We start from the raw sequence: 20,607 nt of genomic DNA, 5'->3' as shown, positions 1-20,607 counted from the left end.
TTAAAAAAATGCTGGAACCCAATACTTCATCCCATCATTACGCTAGTCTTTTGTCATTTACTAAAGCAACCAGTTTATAAATTTTTCCATCAAACTCATCTTCAAACAGTAAATCTATATTGGGAAAGATCGTACGACCTTCTATTTCAATATGCTCTACTCTTTTGAAAAAAGGTACGTCATGATCCTCAATTTCATTCAATTGTGCGGTCACAATTGATTCATTTTCTTCTTGATCTTTTACCCTTACCGTGACCTTATTCATGTTCATTTTTAATTCTCCCAATACCCAATTTTATCTGTATAGAACTATGTAAAAATTTCGATGGCTTGTCGACTCTAGCGTTGTAACAAGAGTTATATGTATTATATTTTTATTGCTACACAATATAAGTTTTTGAATTTTATTAATTTAAAATAAAATATCTTGTATCTTTATTTAGCTATCGTGTTACAAAGAATAGAGAAAGATTTCAAAATGATTCAGTCAAACCTATGAGTTACGTAATTAAAAGTCTTTAGGTTCTACCGAGTTCTCTTCAGCTTTTAAAAGAGATTTTTCAAAATTTTGGAAATATCCCATCCTTATACAGATGGGATTTTGAATGTATCAGAAATTAATTTATCTCAACCACATCAACAAATTGATAAATACGTCCATCTTTCTGATTTTCGAAAAGTAATTCCATATTTGGTTTCAAGATTTCCCCTTCAATTTCAATATGTTCTATGCGTTTGAATAAAGGAATATCTTGTTCATTCACTTTTTTGATAAACGCAACGGCGATATTTTCGGTTTCAAATTGGTCCTTCACTTTAATTTGTATGTTATTCATTGAAACACTTCCTTTTTTAAATTAAAAAAACATAACTGCACTGAGTTTAAATGGTGTAATTGCCGCAAAATGTATGGCAAAGTAAGAATGTTACCGTAAAAGCAGTTATGCGTTATAAGAGCACATCGCTATCAATAAAAAATGATGCGCTAAGTTTTTGCTAGCAAAATATGACAAATATACAGTAAGTTTGTCGACAAAAGCCTTGTAACTAAAAATGTAAAAACAATTAAAATTAATATTAATCAATATTTTAAATGAAAAACTCTTCTGTACACTTTATGAGAAATTGTTTTAAAAATACAGGCAAACGTTTCAATTATGCCGCTATTTTCTAAATAGTTTTCATCTCATCTATCCTTTTGCTGCTTATTTCCTCAGCTATATTAGGATTCCTTTTTGTGAATCCAAAGCGATTTGCTAAGATGTCCCACATGAGAAAGTGACCTCATTTCTCATACACTGTTAAAGAGTTTTTTGACATAAAACAGGTACACTAAAACGTATAATTTTTTTGTTGTTTTCATTCAGATGCACATAAAATTTATTCACGTTTATGAGAAACCAAAAATTTCATACACCTATATTACGTTTCACTTTTAAGGATTTAGTACGCATGAATAGTGACACAGTTATGGCTGATCTTTCATCCCACACGCCGATGATGCAGCAATACCTCAAGGTCAAGATGGAATATTCACATGCGCTATTGTTTTATCGTATGGGTGACTTCTATGAATTGTTTTTTGAAGATGCCCATCAAGCAGCCAAACTTTTAGATATCACACTGACGCATCGTGGCAAAGCCAATGGTCAACCTATTCCAATGGCTGGTGTGCCCTATCACTCAGCAGAAGGATATCTGGCACGTTTAGTCAAAGCGGGCCGCACTGTTGCGATTTGTGAACAGGTTGGCGAAGTTACAGGTAAAGGTCCTGTTGAACGAAAAGTTGTACGTGTTCTAACGCCTGGTACACTCACTGACGATGCTTTACTTGGAAGTTATCAATCCTCAAATCTTGTAGCGCTTTGCATCCAACAAAATCAAATCGGGCTTGCTTTGCTCGATCTCAGTGCGGGTATATTTAAAGTACAACAACAAGACTATAAACCTGAACAACTTGCAATTGAACTGGCTCGTTTAATGCCAAGTGAAATTTTGATTGATGAAGATTTAATTGATCAAAATATTATTGAACATATTAAGAAAAATCTAGATTGCCCGATTACCAAACGCCCAAATGTTGATTTCAACCTAAATAATGCCCAAAAAACTTTATGTGACCAGTTCTCGGTTTCGACCTTGTCTGGTTTTGGTTTGGATTCATTGCCGCTCTCCAAAGCCGCTGCCGCCGCATTGATTCACTATGCGAAAGAAACTCAGAAAACAGCTCTGCCTCATATCCGTTCAATTCAAATAGAACAAAGTACTGACTTTATTGCACTCGACCCGATCACACGTCGCAATTTAGAAATTATTGAACCTTTGTTCGAACATGGAACCTCTTTATTTCAATTGATCAATGACTGTCAAACTGCCATGGGCGGACGTTTACTCAGTCGCACACTTATGCAACCCATTCGTGATACTGCAATTCTTGACGCACGTTTGGATGCAACAGAACAATTGCTCAAAGGCTACCATGAATCTCCAGTCCGTTTAGTATTGAAAGAGATTGGAGATATTGAACGTGTCCTCAGTCGTGTTGCGTTAGGCAGTGCACGCCCTAGAGATTTGGTTCAGCTTCGTCAAGCCTGCGCACAAGTTCCATTTTTACGCCATGCCTTAGCCCCTGTTCTAAAAACCCAGCAATCTAAGTTACTTCTTCAGCTTGATCAAGAACTTGGAGATTTTAAAAATCTACATGAACACTTGATGGCGGCAATTGTAGAAAGTCCTCCTGTATTATTACGTGATGGCAATGTAATTGCAGAAGGCTATGATGATGAACTGGATGAATTGCGTAAAATTCGTGATCATGCAGGACAATTCTTAATTGATTTAGAAATTAAAGAACGCGAACGCACAGGCATTAATACGCTAAAAATCGGCTACAACCGCGTGAGTGGCTACTATATCGAACTTAGTCGTGCTCAAGCAGAACAGGCACCTGCCGATTATATCCGTCGTCAAACATTGAAAAATGCCGAACGCTATATCACACCAGAACTAAAAAGCTTTGAAGATAAAGTGTTATCGAGTGAATCGCGTGCCCTCGCCCGTGAGAAACTTTTATTCGAATCATTATTGGATGAACTCCGTCAAAATATTGCTCAACTGCAAATGATGAGTGCGGCCATTGCTCATATTGATGTATTGGCTAATTTTGCTCATCAAGCCAGATTAAATAATTGGGCAAGACCAGAGTTTACACCTGAGAGCTGTATTAAAATTCAAGCGGGACGTCATCCTGTCGTAGAGGCTTTAAACAAAGCACCATTTACACCAAATGATACCTTTCTTGACCCTCAACATCGTATGGCGATTATCACAGGGCCAAACATGGGAGGTAAATCAACCTTTATGCGTCAAACGGCGTTAATTAGTCTTTTGGCATACTGTGGAAGTTACGTTCCTGCAAAATCAGCAAAATTGGGTTCAATTGATCGAATTTTTACTCGTATCGGTTCAGCTGATGATCTATCAACGGGTAAATCGACTTTTATGGTTGAAATGACCGAAACCTCACAAATCTTACATCATGCCACCAGTCAATCATTAGTCCTGATGGATGAGGTTGGACGCGGAACCAGTACCTATGATGGATTGTCTTTGGCTTGGGCATGTGTTCTCGATTTGACTAAACGGGTGAAATGTTTATGCCTTTTCGCCACGCATTATTTTGAACTGACTGAACTGAGTAGCGAAACGGGGATTGATAATTATCATGTAACCGCACAAGAGCTAAATGGCAATCTCATCCTACTTCACAAAGTTCAACAAGGACCAGCAAGTCAAAGTCATGGCTTACAGGTGGCAAAACTGGCAGGTATTCCAGCAAACGTCATTAAAGAAGCCCAAAAAAGACTGAAAATTCTGGAAAAACAGCAATATCAACATTTACAAAACACGGTTCAGAATGATTTGTTTAGCTCAATTGAGCATGAGATAGAAACTCAAGTCGTTGAAAAAATTGTTGAAGTTGAAGTGCTTTCACCCGCACTAGAATTGTTACAAAAGATTGATGTAGATGATCTCACGCCACGACAGGCTCTTGAGCAATTATATCAGCTCAAAGCATTATCTAAGACTTCTCAAACACTTGAAAGTTAAATACTCCGCGCAAGCTCTAATCTGATAGATTAGAGCTTGCTTACATATTTTTTCTTAAATTTGACAATTGCTCACCCACTTTAATCTATGCCTGCGTTATCACTTAGACTTAGAAAGTGAATAACAAATGTGGAGTAAAAGATTATGCCTCGTGGAGATAAATCTGCTTATACCGCTAAACAAAAAAGACAGGCTAAGCACATAGAAGAAAGTGAATTAGAACAAGGGCGTTCACAAGAAGATGCTGAACGCATTGCGTGGGCGACTGTGAATAAACAAGATGGTGGAGGACTAAAGAAGAAAAATAAATCTGGTCATTAATTTTCTTATATGATCTATAAAATAGACGAAGACATCAATCGAAGGAACAAATGCTTAATATTGTGCTTAGAGAACTTCACATTTCAGAACTTAATTTAATTTGGCAGCAGATTAACCGCCGTGAATTGATCACTCAAATGTACGTTCAACATGCGCAAGATTTAGATTTAATTGATTGTTTTTATGATGTTGAAAATTGGGATGCTTATCATCTAGAGAATGATCCACCATTGTTAAAACAAATCGACCAACAAGGTGGATTATGTATCGGAGCATTTAACTCAGATCACCAGTTAGTTGGCGTACAAGTTGTTTCCAACCAAACGATCGTAGATTATCCAGACGCAAAATTATTGCAATATTTTTATGTCGATGCAGATCACCAAGGTCAAGGAATTGGAGCACAATTGATGTATGCTGCTATAACGTCAGCGAAACGGTTGGGTGCAAAACAACTCTATATTTCAGCAACACCAAGTAAACGTACTGTGGACTTTTACCTCAGACATGGTGCCAAATTATTACCACAACCTGATCATCATCTATGGGAATTAGAACCAGAAGATATTCACCTTATTTATTCAATATAAGCATTGATCAAAAATAATTCTTTATTAACCCTTAAAGCAAAAGATAAACCAATTCATCATCAATACTTCTGTATATTATGTCTTTAAAATCAATGCACCAGCACAACATCTTTAAATTTATCAATCAGTTACTATATTTTTCACATGTATAAATAAACAATATCAATAAAAGCAATTGTTTGTTTCCCCTATTTTTGCCTACAATAGCCTATTCCAAACAAAAACCGTATTTTTAGGTAGCTGTCGCCATGACCTTTGTTGTCACTGAAAATTGTATTAAATGTAAGTATCAAGATTGTGTGGAAGTATGTCCTGTAGACTGTTTCTATGAAGGTCCAAATTTCCTTGTAATCAATCCAGATGAATGTATTGATTGTGCATTATGTGAACCAGAATGCCCTGCAAATGCAATTTTCTCTGAAGATGAATTACCTGAAGGTCAAGAAGTCTTTATCGAACTCAATGCTGAGTTATCTGAAAAATGGGCAGGTAACAACATTACTCAAATTGGCGAACAACCTGCTGATCGTGAAGAATGGAATGGCAAACCAAACAAATTGCAATATCTAGAAAAATAATTTAAAAAAGACCAGTTAATCTGGTCTTTTTTAATACTCGAAGCACACATTTCTTTGCAATTGCTCCATTATATATGGGCTATTTTGCATTAAAATAATAAGCCTATAGATTGTGAATTGCCGTATATGTTGCGAAAAAAATTACAGGGTTTTCTATCATTCTTTATCGTCCCTGTGATGATGGTCGGTTGTGTGAGTTCAAAAACACAAGTAAATCAAGCTAAAAGAATTTATATTCCTCAGGAACAAGTCACTTTAACACGTCCCGTTCCTGATAAAGTCGAACCTGCATCTTATCGTCAGTGGCTAGCACAAGGCGACAATTACGCACGTGTTCGCGAATATGAACAATACCTAGCTCGAAATCAAGTCGCACATATTATTCCAAGCTTTGAATTATTACGTACTGCACGTGATTGGCAAAAATGTGGTCGCTCAGAATATGCTGTCCCAAATCGTGAATTATGGGGAAATTCTCTCTCTACATTACGTGTTTTCAAATATCTCATCTCAGCGAAAATCTTAACTGATTTTGAGGTGACCTCCGTCTATCGTGACCTCCCCCTCAACGAATGTGCTGGTGGAGCAAGTTCATCACGACACTTGTTTAATTCCGCAATCGATTTCCGTATTGGTCCTCAATATCCTCAGCCACAGGATTATGCCTATATTGAACAGACGAAATTTAAGCTCTGTCAATTTTGGGTACAACATGGTCCAAGTCTAAATCTAGGGATCGGACTATATCGCTCAGGTCAAATTCATATTGATACTCAAGGCTATCGAACATGGGGACCAGATCTGAGCCGAAATAGCTCCATGTGTAACCTCTAACTTAAAATCTTAGAGTTCAAGAGATCATATGATCTCTTTTTCATGCGAATTGCTCAGAATTATTTAGCAATCAAATTGCACTCTGAATATAAATGTTTAAAATGCAGCTAACAGATTCAAAGGTAAAACTGATTATGCAACAGTTGTGGACTGACATTGATGACTATATCAATTCGCATTTAATTCCCACAGATCCAAGACTTCAACACGCATTAGATAATACGGATACACAAGGATTTTCTAATCATTTGGCTGTTGCCCCTAATCAAGGTATGTTTTTACAGATGTTGATTCAAATGAATCAATGCAAACGCGTACTGGAGCTTGGAACTTTTGCTGCATATAGTACGATTTGGCTAGCAAAAGCCTTACCTGAAGATGGTTATTTATTGACAGTCGAAGGTCGAGATACCCATGTGATTATTGCGCAAGAAAATATCGATTTTGCTAATATGCCCACCAATATTGAACTTAAAAAAGGTCGTGGCGCTGATGTGATGACTCAACTCATCTCTGAAAATAGTGAACCATTTGATCTTATTTTTATTGATGCAGATAAACAAAGCTACCCAGAATACTTAGAACTTAGCTTACAATTGTCTCATTCCGGTACGATTCTTGTTCTTGATAATGTGATTCGCGCAGGCGATATCTTGGATCAAAACAACAAAAAACCAAGTATTGAAGGCATTCGTGAAACCTTTGCTGCGCTTAAAAATCATCCGAAACTTTTATCATGCACGGCATTGCAAACTGTCGGTTCTAAAGGACATGATGGCTTTGCCATTGCCATCGTAAAATAGAGATTAAAAAACAACCTAACCAATTTAACTTTTAAATATCAATAAATTATCTTTATCCATAGTGCTTTTCCATATAGTTATCCACAGTATTTGCGGATAACTATATGGAGTAAAATGAATCACTTAGCGACAAGTAAGGGAACATTGGCATTACGGAAAATCGTTGTCGTAATACTACCTAAGAAAAATTGATGAATTTTACTATGGCTAAACGCACCTAAGACAATTAACTGTATGTTATGTTCTCTTTGATATTCCAAAATATTTTGTGCAACATCGCCATAACGATAGATCGACATGACTTCTAAACCTGCATCAGTTAAATACTTCTCAGGCTCAGCTAACATTTCAGGATGATCACCAACATAGAGCAAATGACATTGCAATTGTTTTAATAAATCACTCTGCGCAATCCGTTGCAACATTTTTTGGCAAGTAGGTGAATATTCATAAGCAAAAATAAAGCGTTTTGGCGGTTCAAAATGTTCACCTACTGTGATCACAGTACAGTTTGCACCTCGAATGAAATTTTCGACATTGCTTCCAATCGGCTTATTCTTCTCTGCCGCACGCTCCCCCACACGCCCAATAATCACCACATCGTTTTCATTCAATAGGTTAAAGCTTTGTTCAAGAAAATCACCTTTTTCCTGAATCTTACTGCTGGTTAGACCATATTGTTTCTCAATTAAATCAGAAATATGATTCAGTAAATTATTACTATAATCCAGAGCCAATTCGCTTTGTTTCTGTTCTAATTCAGCCAGTTCCTTGAGCAGCATTGCGTTGCTCTCAAAACCAATGACACCACTGATTTCACCTAAATGATAGCTTGCAGGATAATAATCCAAGATTTGCAACAGTACCAATTCTCTTTGTGTTTGCTTTGCAACCCATACTGCAGCTTCAGCAACCGCATCAATACAGGGTGAAGAATCAATACATGCGATTACGCGCTTCATGTTCGCCTCTCTTTAGGTTTAGCACCTTAGGTCTTTTACTTATTTTTAACTTAACACAGAAAAAAGTATGATAGGTTAAATTTATGTATCGAATCTCACACGATATTTAATGCTTTTTATTCAGTTCGATAGCGAATTAATTTTGCTGGATTCCCTGCTACAACCGCAAAATCCTCAATATCTTTAGTGACCATGCTATTCATTCCGATTACGGCATGGTGACCTATTTTTATTCCATCTTTAATTCCCACATGTGCGCCTAACCATACATCCCGACCGATCTCAATGCCTCTCGAAGTAACAGGTTGTTGGTAGATGGCCCGATCCAAATCCATACCATGATCAAATGCATATAAATGACTGTAAGCTGCAATTCTAACCTGATCATGTAATTTAATTCCGGCACGCCCCCCATCCAAGATACAGTGGTGATTGATCGCCACTTCATTGCCAATCTCTAAAGGACCATGCAAAGTACAATCTGCTGCAATAAAGGTATTATCACCGATACTAATTTTTCTTCCAGGTTCAGCAAAAATATGCGCTAAAGGAGAAATGAAACAGTTTTTTCCGATTTCAACTGTTTCCATCTCCATTAAATAAGCCTGATATTCCGCTTGCCATGCCTCTGCCCATTCGCGATGTTTCGGCTTCAATGTCCAATATAACCATGGCATATAATTTAAGCGTTGTTTATGCTGCTCTCGGTATTTTAATAAAGGATCATGCATCATTGTGTTCCTCTATTATTTTTAATTGCTCACGTCCACGCGTAATATCCTGAAGTTTAATGTTTAAAGCATCGATTTGGTGGATTTGCAAACGCGCTTCAATCGATACACCTGTTTCATTATAACTTTCATGATATTCAATCTGTTGCTGAATTAATTCATATTGAATAATTGCCCACTCATTAAACCAACAAGTAAATTGAATCTGCTTTTTCTGAATCAGCTCAATCTTTTCAGCCAGCATCAGGCATTGACCAGCACAACCACCATATGCACGAACCAAACCACCTGTACCTAACTTAATACCACCATACCAACGATTGACCAATACAATCACATTGGTTAAATCATTTCCTTCAATGGTGGCAAGAATCGGTCGTCCTGCGGTTCCAGAAGGCTCACCATCATCATTAAATCGGACATTGTGCCCGATCTTCCATGCCCAACATTGATGCGTCGTAGATAGATCTTTATTCTCTTCCAAAAAGTTTTTAACTTGTTGTTCATTTTCAACAATTGCAGCAATCGCTTGAAAACGACTTTTTTTAATTTCTTCTTCAAAAGTTACCGAAGTGGCAAGGGTGAAAGACATAAAACTAGAATACAAATTCAAAACGTAATTATAACTGCTTCTCCTGTAAATAAAAAACCTCGCCTAAGCGAGGTTTCGGACAGAGAAAGTAAATTAACGTTCGCGTAATGCTTCTTTCGCCTTATTAAAGGGTTTCAACAGATAATCCAATACCGTTTTTTGTCCAGTACGAATATCAACAGTTGCAACCATACCTGGTGTAATACTAAATTCTTTTCCTGCTTTGTTATACAAACGATCAGAATCAGTACGAATATAAACACGATAATAGAATTGGTCTTGCTTTACTTCATCACGTATCGTATCTGGCGAAATCACTGTCACTTTACCTTCTAGGCCACCATAAATCGCATAATCATAAGCTGTAATTTTAACTAAAGCCTCTTGGTTTGGGCGAATAAAAGCAATATCTCTAGGAGAAATACGCGCTTCGATCAATAACTTATCTTCTAGAGGCACAATGGTCATAAGCTTACCATTTTGCGGTACGACGCCACCTAAAGTTGTTACATCAATTTCTTTCACAATACCACGAACAGGCGCTTTGAAAACTGCACGCTGTAAGCTGTCACTTCGACCTTTGACGACTTGTTGTTGGGTCTGAATATCTGTATTCGCCTTTGAAAGTTCTTCACGGGCTTTCACATAGTATTGGTTTCGAATGTCATTGATTCGATTTTGTAAGTCATTGGCTTCTCGTCTTAATCGAAGCACTTCAACCTCACTTGCAGCACCCTTAGCAACCAGAGGTTCAGTCATCGCCAATTCTTGTTGCACTAATCTCAGTGCTTGTTGATTACCAGAAATTGATTCTTCAATTGATTCTTCTAAATTTGCACGACGTGAATAATAAAGCGCTGTTTCTTCTTTCACCAATTTAGGTTCTTTTAGTACCTCCTCAGGGAAAGTAAGCGCTGTACCATTTACTTCCGCACGCAAACGTGCTGCTGTTGCCATAGCTGACATTAGCAAGGATTGTGATTCACCTACATTTGAAGCAAAACGCGTTGGATCTAACTGTGCTAAGATTTGTCCGCTTTCGACAATATCCCCTTCCTTGACATCAAGCTTAGTTAAAATCCCCCCCTCAAGTGATTGAATGATTTGTTCTTTCGAAGAAGGAATAACTTTACCCGTACCTGTTGACACTTCTTCTAAACTAAATAGCCATGCCCAAATGAGCAATATCACTAAACCAATCCCAATCAACCATACAATGATGGATGAACTCGGTAATTTTGGCTCCTTATAAGTCACATTCATGGGACGGCTGCTAGTTTTTTCTTGATCACTCATGAATTTTCCTCTTTAAACTGTTTTTTGTTTCGCAGCTGTTTGTTGTAATACTTTATCCGCCGGCCCATCCATGACGATTTTTCCATCATTCATGACAATGATACGGTCAACTAACTCCAGTACCGCACGTCGATGTGTTGCTACAATGAGAGTACGATAGCCCAGCCAACTTCTTAAATGATCAATCAATTGTTTTTCTGCGACATCATCAATGGCGGCTGTTGGCTCATCCAGTAGTAAGATATTTGGCTGACGAATAAGTAAACGTGCTAATAGCAAGGCTTGTCGTTGTCCCCCTGAGAAACCAACGCCACCTTCTAACACTAAATGATCCAATCCTTCTTTCTTTTCATGCACAAAACTTAATGCACCTGTGACTTTTAAGGCTTTTAAAATGTCTTCATCACGAGCCAAGGGTGCACCCAAGGTCAAGTTTTCACGGATTGTTCCATAAAATAAGTGCGCATTTTGATTTAATAACCCCATATCACGACGTACATCTGCTGGATCAATCAAGCTGATATCCAACTCATCTAGATGCACTGAACCAGAGTTTGGCATCTGCATTGCAGACAAGATTTGTAATAAAGTCGACTTACCGGCACCATTTCGTCCCAAGATCGCGATACGTTCACCTGCACGAATTTTTAAATGTTGAATCATCAAACTTGGGCGTGGATCATCTTCCCCATATTGGAATACCACATTTTTAAGCTCATAATCCCCATGTAATACTTCTTTATGTACAAGATGGGCATGATCCGCTTGATCTACTGGACGCTGCATCAACTCATCCAAGCTTTGTTTGGCAACTTTTGCTTGTTGAAAACGTCCCAAAATGCCTGTGATTTGAGAAATAGGTGCCAACATACGTGAGGACAAAATAGAACATGCGACTAGTGCACCTGTCGTCATTTCGCCTTCCATAACCGCAAAACATCCCACTAAAACCACAATCGCATAGGTAAGCCCTTGTAGCTTTTGGGTCCAGGCCGTGAGCACACCAACAATTTTACGTTGCTGCATACTAATATCTGCAGAAACTTCATTCATGTGATTCCATTGGTTTTGGAAACGAGACTCTGCACGTAACAGTTTAATATCTTCAATTCCCTGTACAGCCTCAACCAAAATGGCATTTCGGATTGAAGATTCACGCATACCTTCTTGTGCAAGCTTAGCTAATTTTTTCTGTACCAAGATTCCTGGTAAAATCATTAAAGGTACAATTGCCAACATTACCCAGAATAAGTTTCCACCAATGATTGCGAAGATAAATAAAAATAAGAAGAAGAATGGAAGATCTGCAATTGCCCCTAAGGTCGTCGACGTCACAAGCTCACGAACACCTTCTAACTCACGGATTTGAGAGATGAAAGTACCTGTTGATTTTGAACGTTCACTATTTTTAATTCTAAGCGCATGACCAAACACGCGATCCGATATACGCAGATCGGCACGTTTTCCAATAATATCTGAGATATAAACTCGTGAAATACGAAGTACAAACTCAAAAATCGCTGCAATCAACACACCGCCAGCCAACACCCAAAGCGTAGGTATCGACTGCGAAGGAACGACACGGTCATAGACTTGCATCGAAAACACAATCGTTGCCAAGGCCAATACGTTTGCAATCATGGATGCAAACATAATGTCGATATAACGCTTCCAATCACTTAAAACAATCGACCAAAACCAGCTTGGCTGATAAGGCTTAATATATTCATCGATACGGGCATCAGGGACTGACTTTTCTGGCCGTAAAATAAATACATTTTTAACAATATGTTTTAAAGCACCGACTGCAAATTTTTGTGCTAATCCTTGATCGCCACTCAGTTGAATACTGACATGCCCGGTACCATCTGCTTTATCAATTACGCCCACTTGTCCATCAGCCAGTTCAACAAGAACAGGCAAACGCCAAGGATTGATAACATCATTGCTAAATTTTACTCGTCGTATACTTAAACCGACTTGGCGACCAATCAAGGTCAAAACTTCATCAAGATTTTGATTCTGGTTCCAATCCAATTGCAATCGCACCCGCTCTTCAGAGGGTTCAATACGGTAATGTTTCGCAATCGTCAGTATTGCCTGTAACCAAGGTTGATAATCTACTTTTGTCATTATGGTTGTACCTCGAAACCTTGAATTTTTATATTATTCAGGTCATAGGCTTGGCGAGAACGCCCTGTGGCGGCAATATATTGGGCAATGCTGCTATAAATATCATAACGTGCTATTTCTACTTCTGAATTTGCACTATGAATAGCTTGCTCAGCATTTAATAAATCGACAAGTGTACGAGTTCCCAATTTATATTGTTCTTGATAAAGCTCTTTGGTCCGTACAGTCGTAGCTTGTTGTCCCGCTAATACCTGCAATTGACGCTGCTTACTCTCGATTTGTTCTCGACTGGTTCTGATCTGATCCAATACTCTTAAATATACCGCATTTACTTGAGCTTTTGCTGCTTCTTCTGCAAAACTCGCAGCACGTAATCTTGAAGTGGTGGCACCGCCTTGATAAAACTGGCTGCTTGCCTCCAACATGATCGCACTATCAAAACCACCCCTCTTATCATTATTCGGATTTCGGCCGTGTAAGGCTTGGCTGACTTCACCCTTTACCGATAAAGTGGGATAATTACTCACCAGAGTTTGTCGCTTTTGGTTCTTTGCTACCTCAATCCCCGCATATGCAGCGATCATTTGAGGAATCGTATTAAACTCAGGCTCGACATATAAATCTGATTGTTGAACAAAATCCTGTGGAATTGCCCATTGCACACTGCGAGCGTCAAAACCCAACAATGTATATAATCGCTGTTGCAATTGACTTAAAATCGACTGTTGCGCAATTAAGGCGGATTGAGCTGATTGCACATATGATTGAGCTTGCACAGGATCTGCTTGGCTACTAATACCCGCATTGGCACGCAAGTTTGCCATTTCTTGGATACGTTTAATTCCAGCAATTTGCTGATTTGCAATTCTCATCAACCTTTGTTGGCGTTGAATATTGATAATCGTTTGTGCCACATCCAATGAAACATCATCAATCTTAACTAGCACATTGGCCTGTTCCATCAAAAGTTTAGCTTCTTCAGTGGATACACCAGATTTAACTTTTCCAAAGTCATAAAGCATCTGGGTCGCATTCAAAGCTAAAACTTGCCGCCCTCTTTCACCTTTTCGAGTCAAGTCTCCTGTATTTACACCACCTGATATCTGAGGGTAATAGCCTGCTTTTGCGACATCAATGTTGGCATTTTGAGCAGCGAGTGTTGCTAAGGTTTGAGAAATTTCAGGATTGCGCTGAACCGCAAGTTGTATTGCATCCTTTAAAGTCTTATTTTGATTCTGCCATACGACCGCTGGTGCCGAGGTGTCCATAGGACGTGCAGCTCCAACAACAGGTAATTCAGTTACAGTTGAATTAACCGAAAAGTTACTCAACTTTTGCATATTTGCTGTTTTGAACTCATCATTACCCTTAGGTGAGAGTAATTGAGATAAGTTATTCTTTAAAGAATGGTACTGTTCACTCGGGGTTGAGGCATGCGTCACTGGCACAGATAAAGTTGCTACACAAAATAGCCACTTGAAATCCATACAAGCTCTACGTGTTCCCTCATCTATATCTTTATTAATGCTCATATTCTTGTCATGTAATTATCGCCTAAAGCAAAACCATTCTACTCTTATTCTTGTAGTAAACACCACGTTTTAGGTGGAAATTCAGCCAGTTATAAATGTTTATTTTTTGTAAATTAGATCACACTTTTAATTGGATTTTATGAAAAAAAGAACCCTTTTCAGGTTCTTTTCATACACATTTGTGCTGACTTAAACCACAAAATCATCACCTAGGTAAACCTTACGTACCTGTTCATTGTCTAAGATTTCCTGTGGTGTTCCTTCTGCAATCACAGAGCCTTCGCTTACGATATAAGCTTTCTCACAAATTGCTAGAGTCTCACGAACATTGTGATCTGTAATTAGCACACCAATTCCACGATCTTTCAATGTTTGAATAATATCTTTAATATCACCCACAGAAATTGGATCGACCCCTGCAAATGGTTCATCCAATAACATAAATTTTGGATCCGCAGCTAATGCTCGCGCAATTTCAGCACGACGACGCTCACCACCCGACACGCTCATACCCAATGAGTCTTTAATATGATTGATTTTAAAATCACTCAACAACTCATTTAAACGTTGCTGACGTTGCTGTTTATTCAGGTCCTTTCGGGTTTCCAAGATTGCCATAATATTTTCAGCAATAGTTAGCTTTCTAAAGATCGAAGCTTCCTGTGGTAAATATCCAATACCTTTACGTGCGCGCTCATGCATGGCTAGATCAGATAAATCGAGATCGTCTAAATGTATCTCACCTTTATCCATTCGTACTAAACCAACAACCATATAAAAGCTTGTCGTTTTACCAGCACCATTCGGACCTAATAATCCAACGATTTGTCCACTCTGCATGGTAAAAGACACATCTTTTACCACCCAACGTTTACTATAGTTTTTCGCTAAATGCTTAATACATAAGGTTTGTGGTTGTTGCAGCGATTGTTCCATTAATCACGCGCCCCTGGAAAACTTTTTGAACTTGATGGTGGAATAATAATTTGCACTCGATTAGATGAAGAACCTTGAGCTTCCACGTCACCTTTATTCATACTATATTTTAGACTCTCACCACGAATACTAGAGCCATCCTGATACAAATACGCACGACCCGTTAAAGTAAGGATACCAGTGTCAGCGTTATAAACGATCTGTTGAGCTTCACCACGTGCCAAACCACGCTTCGCATCGATTTGCTGTTGAAATTTAGCAAGTTGACCTTTGGCAGTAATTGTTTGGATTTCTCTTTTGCTATTTAATGTTGCCACGATTGAATCGGCTTGCAACTTCATCGTGCCTTGTTCAATCACAACATTACCCGTATAGGTGGTAATACCTGTTTTATCATTATAAGTCGCACGATCCGCAACCAAAGTCAGTTGTTGATTACGATCAGAAGGCAAAGCAAAGCTTGAAGCTGAAGATAAAGCGATGGCTGCCATACATGCGAATTGCTTTAAGGAAGTAAAGCGATTATTAAAATTAAGAGTTTGGCGCATACTTTCCTCGAACTTTAAAAAACTCATATTGTCCATCGTTCAAATTTGCCTTTAAACCTTGACTGATAAACTCAGACGATGGCGATTGAACAATCACTTGATGTTGTGTTTCTAACTCTCTAGTTTTTGGATAACCTGTAATTTCATCTGTTCGAAACTCCATGTTACCTTGATCAGTCAAATTGGTTACAACCACATCACCTGCCAATACGATTTTATGGTTATCGTCATAGCCATTGGCCTGTCGAGCCGAAAAAGTCGCATCAGCTTTACCCTGCTTGTACATGACGGCATTCAGTTGATCAATCTGAGAGGTTTTTTGCTGCATATCTTGCTGTAATTGTTTAATTTCAGCACGGACATACAAGTTTCCTTGCTCATCCGTTTGAGTTAAATGAACGCCGTGCGCCGAATAAGTCATATTCTTAGCAGCATCCACATCTAACTTCTTTGCTTTACCGCTAAAATAATAAAAACCACCGCTGACACTTGCAACGGCTATAGCGATAACATATAAAACTTTGGTATCCATAAACAGGGTTACCTAACCTTGAGCATATCGACTCTATACTTGTATTAATGTGGCACAGCAAGATATTTTTCAAGCAGTTCTTGGTAAACACCTTTTGCCGTTAATAACATATCGCAAACTTCTCTTACCGCTCCACGCCCACCCATTGCCTGAGTGACAAGATGCGCACGTCGACGGACTTCTTCATGACCATTGGGTACAGTGATACACATACCAGAGATTGAAAATGCAGATAAATCAGGCCAATCATCACCCATATATAGACAATCTTCAGGAAGAATATTGAGCTGAGCACATGCTTCTCGCAGGGCAACCCCTTTATCTTCACGACCTTGAAAAATTAAATCAACGCCCAGGTCTGACATACGTTTTTCAACGATATTACTCTTTCGACCAGTGATGATAATAACTTTCATCCCTGCTCTTTGAACCAGTTTCATGCCTAAACCATCACGGATATCAAATGATTTAATCTCATCACCTGAATTGGTCAATGTCACAAAGCCATCGCTTAAAATCCCATCCACATCCAGCACTAAGGCTTGTAAATGACGTGCTTGTTCTTGTAAAGCATACGATGCCATGGCTTAATTTACTCCAGCTTCAATAAGGTCGTGCATACTAATAACACCAATCACTTTTTTAGCATCATCAACAACAACGAATTGGTTAATTTTTTTCTCATGCATTTTTTCTAAAGCTTCAACTGCACGAGCTTCTTGAGAAATAGTAAGCGGATTTTTGGTCATCACTTCAGATACTGCAGCAGTCACATCAAAGCCTTGTTGTCGATCAATCATACGACGCAAGTCACCGTCAGTGAAAATGCCTAACAGAGTATCTTGATCATCTACGATCGTCGTCAAACCCAAACGTTTATCAGAAATTTCGTATAACACCTTATTCATCGGTGTGTCAGGTTTTACTTTTGGTAATTCAGCACCCGTATGCATCAAATGCTTCACATGTAATAACAAACGTTTACCTAAAGCACCGGCAGGATGTGAGCGCGCAAAATCATCAGCGGTAAAACCACGCGCCTCTAATAGCGCAACAGCCAAGGCATCACCGAGCACTAAGGTTGCTGTCGTACTTGAAGTAGGTGCCAAACCTAGTGGACAAGCTTCGTCAGCCGCACCGAGTGTTAAAGCAACATCCGCATTTTGTGGCATAGGCCCCTTATCATCACGACTAATCGTAATCAAAGGTACACCTAGGTGCTTGATCAGCGGCATGAGCATCATAATTTCATCACTCTTTCCAGAGTTTGAAATCGCAATCAGCACATCACCACGAACCAGCATACCGAGATCACCATGACCAGCTTCACCTGGATGCATGAAAAATGATGGCGTGCCAGTAGAAGCAAATGTCGCTGCCATTTTTCGTCCGATATGACCTGATTTTCCCATACCCGTAACAACGACACGTCCTGAGCATTGCAATAGAATTTCACATGCACGATCAAAACGCTCATCGATCTGAGTTGCAAGCACTTCTATTGCTTGTTGTTCAATACGCAAAGTTTCCAATGCACTTTTCTGAAAATTTATAGCTTGTGACATGTGAGTCTGACTCAAAGTAATACTCTATCCACTTGATGATGGATGATTTTAATCGAAACAATTGTGGAGATTCTAGCACAACTGTCAGTCATACACGTTTCCAAATGTATAAGTTTTCAAGGAAGATGGAGAAACTACTTTTTAAAAACCAACCCATTGTAAAAGGTCAATCTACACCTGAGTGCCAAACCAATCTTTTTTCTCCAGACAACTTTATGAAAAATGATGCATACGTTATGATGTAACGCTAATTTTGTAGAGTGTTTGAAAACCCTTATGCAACCTTTTGTTTTATATAACTCTGAGCAACGTAAAAAAGTTGAATTTGTCCCACGTAATGAAGGTCAAATCGATATCTATGTCTGTGGTATGACCGTATACGATTACTGTCATATTGGACATGCTCGCGTTATGGTTGCATTTGACTACATCATTCGTTTCTTACGTAGCCAAGGCTGGAAAGTACGCTATATTCGTAATATCACTGATATTGACGACAAAATCATTGCACGTGCAAACGAAAATGGTGAAAGCATCCAACAACTCACTGCTCGCTTTATTGATGCAATGAATGAAGATGCTGCAAACTTAGGCTGTGTTGCGCCTGATGAAGCCCCTAAAGCAACAGAATATATTGATCAAATGCAAAACATGATTAGCACTTTGGTAGATAAAGGTGCTGCATACCCTGCAAACAATGGCGATGTATATTTTGAAGTAAGTAAGTTTGAAAAATATGGCCGTTTATCAGGCCGTAAGCTTGAAGATATGCAAGCGGGTGCATCAGAGCGTGTGGATGTGGAAGTCGACAAAAAACATCCTTTTGATTTTGTACTTTGGAAACATGCTAAAGAAAATGAACCTGCGTGGGCTTCACCTTGGGGGAATGGTCGTCCGGGCTGGCATATTGAATGTTCAGCAATGTCAACCTGCTGCTTAGGCAATCACTTTGACATTCATGGTGGTGGTTCAGATCTCATGTTCCCTCATCACGAAAATGAAATTGCTCAAAGTGAGGCAACAACTGGCGAACAATATGTAAATTATTGGATGCATGTTGGTTTCATCAACGTGGATGGCGAAAAAATGTCTAAGTCCTTAGGCAACTTCTTTACCATCCGGGATGTGATGGAGAAATTCCATCCTGAAGTCATTCGCTACTTCATTGTTTCATCACACTACCGTAGCCCTGTCAATTTCTCTGATGTTGCCTTAAAAGAAGCAAAAACTGCGCTAAGCCGTTTCTATCATTCTTTTAAAGCCTATCAGCAAGCGTATGGACAAAAGACCACTGAGTGCTTAGAACAAAGCTTTGTTGAGCGCTTTAACAATGCCATGTGTGATGACTTCAATACAGCAGAAGCAATGGCGCTACTGTTTGAACTGAATAAAGAGTTAAATAGAGCTGTAAAAGAAGAACAGGCGGAGCAAGCTACTGTCCTTTATTCCACACTACGTCACTTAACCCATATTCTTGGATTAGTTCAACATGATGTAGATGAATTCCTCAAATCAGATATTGGTCAAGATGCCCTTACCCTTTCTGATGCAGATATTGAAGATTTGATTCAACAACGTGTAGATGCAAAAAAATCAAAAGACTTTGCCAAAGCTGACGGTATTCGCCAATCTCTATTAGATCAAGGGGTTGTTTTAGAGGATACTCGTCAAGGAACAATTTGGCGACGTGCTGATTAATTCAACACTTAGTATCATAGAGAGTTGACAGTTGAGTTAAACTCTCTATAATGCGTCCATATTGCGGGAATAGCTCAGTTGGTAGAGCATAACCTTGCCAAGGTTGGGGTCGCGAGTTCGAGTCTCGTTTCCCGCTCCAAAATTCAAAAAAGCCCTAATCGTTTGATTAGGGTTTTTTTTATTTCAAACAAACTTAAAATTACGATATTAGATACTAGATGGATTTCGCAAATTTGATAGCAACAATTTAAAAATTAAAATACTACATGTTTACCAAAGGTTAAATAAACTTACATTCTCCAACTACCCTTTCACGTTAAAAACCCATAACTTAGGACACGAGTATTTCTCGTTATAAGGTTCAATTTAAAATGAAAAAATCAATTATAGCTCTTTCTCTGGTTTCTGTTTTTTTAGTTGCATGTAGCAAAAATGATAACGCAAAGAATGAGGAGCATATGCCAGCCCCTGCTGCTAGCGAAGCGATTGCAGTGGATAATGCTCATACTGCAGAAAACTCCTTAGATTGGAATGGCACCTACAAAGGTGTATTACCTTGCGCCGATTGTGAAGGGATAGAAACAGAGCTCGAACTAAACTTAGATAAAACTTACGAATTAAAAGAAGTTTATCTTGGGAAAGGAGACGGTAAGCCGTTTGAAAGCAAAGGTAAATTTACGTTCAATAATACCAACACCTCAATTATTGAGCTTGACCAATCAGGTGATGGACGTAAATATTTCGTTGCTGAAGGTTATTTAAAAGCTTTAGATTTAGAAGGTAAAGAAATTACTGGTGAATTGGCAGATAAATACGAGCTTAAAAAAGAAGCTGAATAAGTCTAGT

21 protein-coding genes and 1 tRNA gene are annotated in these 20,607 nt (G+C 38.6%); 9 read left to right on the top strand and 13 right to left on the bottom strand.

Features of this window, described 5'->3' with window-relative positions; all coding sequences use genetic code 11:
- Window positions 1–37: 37 nt before the first annotated feature.
- Both DK207_RS08715 and DK207_RS08710 read right to left on the bottom strand, forming a co-directional pair.
- Window positions 38–265 (bottom strand): hypothetical protein, encoded by a 228-nt coding sequence (locus DK207_RS08715; protein WP_109440886.1) that lies wholly within the window; start codon window positions 263–265, stop codon window positions 38–40.
- Between the two features lie 352 nt (window positions 266–617).
- The gene (locus tag DK207_RS08710) at window positions 618–836 is read right to left on the bottom strand and encodes a hypothetical protein (protein WP_109440829.1); all 219 of its coding nucleotides are present in this window, start codon (window positions 834–836) and stop codon (window positions 618–620) included.
- A 616-nt stretch (window positions 837–1,452) separates the two neighbouring features.
- On the opposite strand from DK207_RS08710, the gene mutS reads away from it, so the two are divergent.
- The 6 genes from mutS to DK207_RS08685 all read left to right on the top strand — a co-directional run bounded on the left by mutS (window position 1,453) and on the right by DK207_RS08685 (window position 7,236).
- The gene (gene mutS, locus DK207_RS08705) at window positions 1,453–4,110 is read left to right on the top strand and encodes a DNA mismatch repair protein MutS (protein WP_109440828.1); all 2,658 of its coding nucleotides are present in this window, start codon (window positions 1,453–1,455) and stop codon (window positions 4,108–4,110) included.
- A 144-nt stretch (window positions 4,111–4,254) separates the two neighbouring features.
- Window positions 4,255–4,431: a hypothetical protein gene (locus DK207_RS15765; RefSeq protein ID WP_162540214.1), complete on the top strand. Its 177-nt coding sequence runs from the start codon at window positions 4,255–4,257 to the stop codon at window positions 4,429–4,431.
- A 50-nt stretch (window positions 4,432–4,481) separates the two neighbouring features.
- A complete protein-coding gene (locus DK207_RS08700; RefSeq protein ID WP_109440827.1) occupies window positions 4,482–5,021 on the top strand; it encodes a GNAT family N-acetyltransferase in 540 nt (179 codons plus the stop codon).
- A gap of 248 nt (window positions 5,022–5,269) precedes the next feature.
- Window positions 5,270–5,599: a ferredoxin FdxA gene (gene fdxA / locus DK207_RS08695; RefSeq protein ID WP_004639922.1), complete on the top strand. Its 330-nt coding sequence runs from the start codon at window positions 5,270–5,272 to the stop codon at window positions 5,597–5,599.
- A gap of 126 nt (window positions 5,600–5,725) precedes the next feature.
- Window positions 5,726–6,433 (top strand): D-Ala-D-Ala carboxypeptidase family metallohydrolase, encoded by a 708-nt coding sequence (locus DK207_RS08690; RefSeq protein WP_109440826.1) that lies wholly within the window; start codon window positions 5,726–5,728, stop codon window positions 6,431–6,433.
- A 134-nt stretch (window positions 6,434–6,567) separates the two neighbouring features.
- Window positions 6,568–7,236: an O-methyltransferase gene (locus DK207_RS08685; RefSeq protein WP_109440885.1), complete on the top strand. Its 669-nt coding sequence runs from the start codon at window positions 6,568–6,570 to the stop codon at window positions 7,234–7,236.
- Window positions 7,237–7,355: 119 nt separating this feature from the next.
- Here the strand turns inward: DK207_RS08685 and DK207_RS08680 are convergent, their stop codons facing one another.
- From DK207_RS08680 to DK207_RS08630, 11 genes are all read right to left on the bottom strand, one after another.
- Window positions 7,356–8,198 carry a universal stress protein gene (locus DK207_RS08680; protein WP_109440825.1) on the bottom strand — a complete coding sequence of 281 codons (843 nt, stop codon included), beginning with the start codon at window positions 8,196–8,198 and terminating at the stop codon, window positions 7,356–7,358.
- A 116-nt stretch (window positions 8,199–8,314) separates the two neighbouring features.
- Window positions 8,315–8,929, bottom strand: coding sequence for an acyltransferase (locus DK207_RS08675; protein WP_109440824.1), 615 nt, complete (start codon window positions 8,927–8,929; stop codon window positions 8,315–8,317).
- Complete coding sequence (locus DK207_RS08670) at window positions 8,922–9,521, bottom strand: IMPACT family protein (protein WP_109440823.1); 600 nt, start codon at window positions 9,519–9,521, stop codon at window positions 8,922–8,924. The genes DK207_RS08675 and DK207_RS08670 overlap by 8 nt, the downstream gene beginning before the upstream one ends.
- 93 nt (window positions 9,522–9,614) lie before the next feature.
- Window positions 9,615–10,817: an HlyD family efflux transporter periplasmic adaptor subunit gene (locus tag DK207_RS08665; RefSeq protein WP_109440822.1), complete on the bottom strand. Its 1,203-nt coding sequence runs from the start codon at window positions 10,815–10,817 to the stop codon at window positions 9,615–9,617.
- A 12-nt stretch (window positions 10,818–10,829) separates the two neighbouring features.
- A complete protein-coding gene (locus DK207_RS08660) occupies window positions 10,830–12,953 on the bottom strand; it encodes a type I secretion system permease/ATPase (RefSeq protein ID WP_109440821.1) in 2,124 nt (707 codons plus the stop codon).
- Window positions 12,950–14,482 (bottom strand): TolC family protein, encoded by a 1,533-nt coding sequence (locus DK207_RS08655; protein WP_109440820.1) that lies wholly within the window; start codon window positions 14,480–14,482, stop codon window positions 12,950–12,952. The genes DK207_RS08660 and DK207_RS08655 overlap by 4 nt, the downstream gene beginning before the upstream one ends.
- Before the next feature lie 189 nt (window positions 14,483–14,671).
- On the bottom strand, window positions 14,672–15,418 hold the full coding sequence (gene lptB, locus DK207_RS08650) for an LPS export ABC transporter ATP-binding protein (protein ID WP_109440819.1): 747 nt from the start codon (window positions 15,416–15,418) through the stop codon (window positions 14,672–14,674).
- Window positions 15,418–15,966 (bottom strand): lipopolysaccharide transport periplasmic protein LptA, encoded by a 549-nt coding sequence (gene lptA, locus DK207_RS08645; protein WP_109440818.1) that lies wholly within the window; start codon window positions 15,964–15,966, stop codon window positions 15,418–15,420. The genes lptB and lptA overlap by 1 nt, the downstream gene beginning before the upstream one ends.
- Window positions 15,950–16,498 (bottom strand): LPS export ABC transporter periplasmic protein LptC, encoded by a 549-nt coding sequence (lptC, locus tag DK207_RS08640; RefSeq protein ID WP_109440817.1) that lies wholly within the window; start codon window positions 16,496–16,498, stop codon window positions 15,950–15,952. Before lptC ends, lptA begins: the two co-directional genes overlap by 17 nt.
- 44 nt (window positions 16,499–16,542) lie before the next feature.
- Window positions 16,543–17,082, bottom strand: coding sequence for a KdsC family phosphatase (locus DK207_RS08635; RefSeq protein ID WP_109440816.1), 540 nt, complete (start codon window positions 17,080–17,082; stop codon window positions 16,543–16,545).
- A 3-nt stretch (window positions 17,083–17,085) separates the two neighbouring features.
- The gene (locus tag DK207_RS08630) at window positions 17,086–18,063 is read right to left on the bottom strand and encodes a KpsF/GutQ family sugar-phosphate isomerase (RefSeq protein ID WP_109440815.1); all 978 of its coding nucleotides are present in this window, start codon (window positions 18,061–18,063) and stop codon (window positions 17,086–17,088) included.
- A gap of 276 nt (window positions 18,064–18,339) precedes the next feature.
- On the opposite strand from DK207_RS08630, the gene cysS reads away from it, so the two are divergent.
- The 3 genes from cysS to DK207_RS08610 all read left to right on the top strand — a co-directional run bounded on the left by cysS (window position 18,340) and on the right by DK207_RS08610 (window position 20,600).
- A complete protein-coding gene (cysS, locus tag DK207_RS08620; RefSeq protein WP_109440813.1) occupies window positions 18,340–19,761 on the top strand; it encodes a cysteine--tRNA ligase in 1,422 nt (473 codons plus the stop codon).
- A 63-nt stretch (window positions 19,762–19,824) separates the two neighbouring features.
- Window positions 19,825–19,900 (top strand) — tRNA-Gly (locus DK207_RS08615).
- Between the two features lie 232 nt (window positions 19,901–20,132).
- Window positions 20,133–20,600, top strand: a complete 468-nt coding sequence (locus tag DK207_RS08610; RefSeq protein ID WP_109440812.1) for a copper resistance protein NlpE — start codon at window positions 20,133–20,135, stop codon at window positions 20,598–20,600.
- The last annotated feature ends 7 nt before the right edge of the window (window positions 20,601–20,607 follow it).

The sequence above is a fragment of the Acinetobacter haemolyticus genome (assembly GCF_900406815.1).
Taxonomy (GTDB): Bacteria; Pseudomonadota; Gammaproteobacteria; order Pseudomonadales; family Moraxellaceae; genus Acinetobacter; species Acinetobacter haemolyticus_A.
The sequence above is the reverse complement of the archived record's forward strand: the minus strand, read 5'-3'. Positions and strand labels throughout refer to the sequence as shown.